Origin of the sequence: Aquabacterium sp., assembly GCF_030652515.1 — a bacterium.
In the GTDB taxonomy this organism is placed as follows: domain Bacteria; phylum Pseudomonadota; class Gammaproteobacteria; order Burkholderiales; family Burkholderiaceae_C; genus Aquabacterium.
Window position 1 is genome coordinate 1 of record NZ_JAUSAR010000006.1, and the last position, 3097, is coordinate 3097.

The following is a 3097-nucleotide window of genomic DNA, read 5'->3' on the forward strand; positions in this document are numbered from 1 at the left end:
CTCCTCCCAGCGCGATGGAGACTGCGCGATCCGAAAATCTCCACTATCGGGCGGCTTGATAAAGAGACGAGCGGATTACTTCTCCTCACAGATGATGGGACATTGCTCCACCGCCTCACCTCCCCAAAACACAAAGTACCCAAAGTCTACGAAGCGACACTTGATCGACCGCTTAGAGGAGATGAAACAGAGATTTTTGCCTCAGGAACATTAATGCTACACGGCGAAAAATTTCCCTGCCTTCCCGCAAAACTCACTCTTATTGATGATACGCACGTAACACTTGAGATTACCGAGGGACGTTACCATCAGGTACGACGGATGTTTGCGGCGGTGGGGAACCATGTCACCGCATTGCACCGCTCGTCATTTGGGGAATTGACACTGGGGGATTTGAAGGTGGGGAAATACCGTTTGATCGATTCGAATACAATCACCGAATAATTTTTTATAGCTTCTCCCCCCGTAACCTCAACGCATTCGTAATCACCGACACCGAACTGAAACTCATCGCCGCGGCGGCGATCATCGGTGATAGGAGTATCCCGAAATAGGGATAGAGTACCCCTGCCGCGATCGGCACCCCCAAGCTGTTATAGACAAAGGCGAAAAAGAGGTTTTGGCGGATGTTGCGCATCGTAGCACGGCTGAGACGGCGGGAGCGGACGATCCCCCGCAGATCCCCCTGCACGAGGGTGACCCCCGCACTCTCCATCGCCACATCGGTTCCGCTCCCCATCGCGATCCCCACATGCGCCTGAGCCAGTGCGGGAGCATCGTTGATCCCGTCCCCCGCCATCGCGACGATATGTCCCTCGCTTTGGAGCTGTTTTATTACGTCAGCTTTTTGCTGCGGCAGCACCTCCGCCTCCACCCGATCGATCCCCAGTACCACCCCGACCGCCTCGGCGGTGATGCGGCTGTCCCCGCTGAGCATGACGACGGTGATCCCCTCTGCGTGCAAGTCACGGATCGCTTGAGCGGTGGTTGCTTTGATCGGGTCGGCGACCCCGAGTATCCCGACAAGTGCATTATCAATGGCGAGGAACATCACACTCATCCCCTCGCGGCGTAGAGCGTCCGCCTCCGCGAAAAGTCCTGACGCATCCATCCCCAGCTCTTCCATAAGTCTGATATTTCCGAGGGCGACCATATGAGTGTCGATCACCCCCGTCACCCCTTTGCCGCTAACGGAGACAAACTGAGCCGTTTCACTCAGGCGTAATCCACGCTCCTGCGCACCGTTCACGACCGCGCGTGCCAGAGGGTGTTCGCTCCCTCTATCCAGCGAGGCGGCGAATCGAATAACGTCACTCTCCTCCCACCCCTCTATGGCAATGACCGTCGCAAGTTTGGGTTTACCCTCGGTGAGAGTCCACGTATTGTCCTCGACGAGGGTATCGACCTTCTCCTTCATCTCCAGCGCCTCGGCATTTTTGATGAGGACACCCATCGTCGCCCCCTTGCCCGTCCCCACCATGGTCGATATCGGTGTAGCCAGCCCCAGAGCGCACGGACAGGCGATGATCAGCACCGCCACCGCATTGACCAGAGCATACCCCAGCGAGGGTTCGGGGCCGAAAAAGTACCAAAGGATAAAGGTGACGATACTGATAGCGATAACGGCGGGGACAAAATACCCCGACACCCTATCTGCCGTTTTTTGGATCGGGGCGCGGCTCCTCTGTGCCTGTGACACCATAGAGACGATCTGTGAGAGGAGCGTATCCTCACCCACCCTCTGCGCCTCCATGACGAGCCCTCCGGTGGTGTTGATCGTCGCGCCGATGAGGCGGTCACCCGATTTTTTGGAGAGCGGGATCGGCTCGCCGCTCACCATCGACTCATCCACATGGCTCTCCCCCTCGATGACGATGCCGTCAACGGGGATCTTTTCCCCCGGTCGGATACGGAGGCGATCACCGATCACGATCGACTCGATAGAGACCTCCTCTTCGCTCCCATCAGCGTTGATACGATGGGCACTCTTTGGGGAGAGGCCGAGGAGGAGTCGGATCGCATCGTTGGTACGACTACGGGCACGAAGCTCCAGCACCTGCCCCAGCAACACGAGGGCGGTGATGACCGATGCCGCCTCGAAATAGACGGGGATAACCCCGTGCATCGAGAGATTTTCGGGAAACAGCGAGGGGAAAAGGACGGCGATTGCGCTGTAGATCCAGGCGCTCCCCGTCCCCAATGCGATGAGGGTGAACATATTGAGGCTGCGGTTGCGGATCGACTCCCACGTGCGCACATAAAAAATCGATCCTCCCCACCACACGACGGGGATAGAGAGGAGCATCTCGACCCATTGGGCCGTTTTGGGTGTGATAATGGCGGAAAAGGTATGCGGCAGGAACATCGAACCCATCGCGCTGATGAAGACAACACTGGCGAAGATCATACTGATCCAAAAACGGCGCATCATCGCGTCAACTTCGGAGGTGTCTTCTTCAATCTGTATCGATTTAGGCTCAAGTGCCATCCCGCACTTCGGACAGCTTCCTGGTCCTATTTGTTCCACTTCGGGATGCATGGGACACGTGTAGAGAACACTCTTGGCTGTATCGATTGAACAGCTATGATTGTGACACGATGTGCTTTCAGAGGGGAGAAAGTTTTCAGGATGCTCTTCAAATTTGTGCTGACAATGTTCGGAGCAAAAAAGGTAATATTGATCTTTATAATCGCTTTGATACGGTGTAGAAGGAGACACCTCCATACCGCAGACAATATCCTTCTCCATTTATGCCCCCTTATTTTTGAGCACTAAGAATGATGCACGTTTGTAGAGATTGTAGCACTTTTAGCGCAGAAAAAGATGTGCGCTTTTTTAGAAGATCACTCCTTTAAGAAGCTCTAAGTGTTGTCTGAGTGCTTTTGTCAGCTTGGATAGTTTCAAATGCCGCTTGGATCGATTGAAAGGTGAGGGTGTATTTGTCGACAACCTCTTGCCCCTGGTTATAAACTCTATCGGGATGATATTTGTACAGAAGCTTTTTAAATCTTTTTTTGATCTCAGAAAGCTCCTCCCCCTGTGAGACATTCAGCAGTTTATAGGCCTTATCTATTTTTATTTGTTCACTCTCTTTTT

3 protein-coding genes are annotated in these 3097 nt (G+C 54.1%); 1 reads left to right on the plus strand and 2 read right to left on the minus strand.

The window, feature by feature from the left end; translation table 11 throughout:
- Nucleotides 1–444 (plus strand): pseudouridine synthase (locus Q7V20_RS00725; protein WP_304786138.1); only part of this gene is annotated, 444 nt, incomplete at its 5' end.
- Between the two features lie 4 nt (nt 445–448).
- Here the strand turns inward: Q7V20_RS00725 and Q7V20_RS00730 are convergent.
- The gene (locus Q7V20_RS00730; protein WP_304786140.1) at nt 449–2749 is read right to left on the minus strand and encodes a heavy metal translocating P-type ATPase; all 2301 of its coding nucleotides are present in this window, start codon (nt 2747–2749) and stop codon (nt 449–451) included.
- A 103-nt stretch (nt 2750–2852) separates the two neighbouring features.
- A partial coding sequence (locus tag Q7V20_RS00735; protein ID WP_304786142.1) for a DnaJ domain-containing protein occupies nt 2853–3097 on the minus strand: 245 nt, incomplete at its 5' end.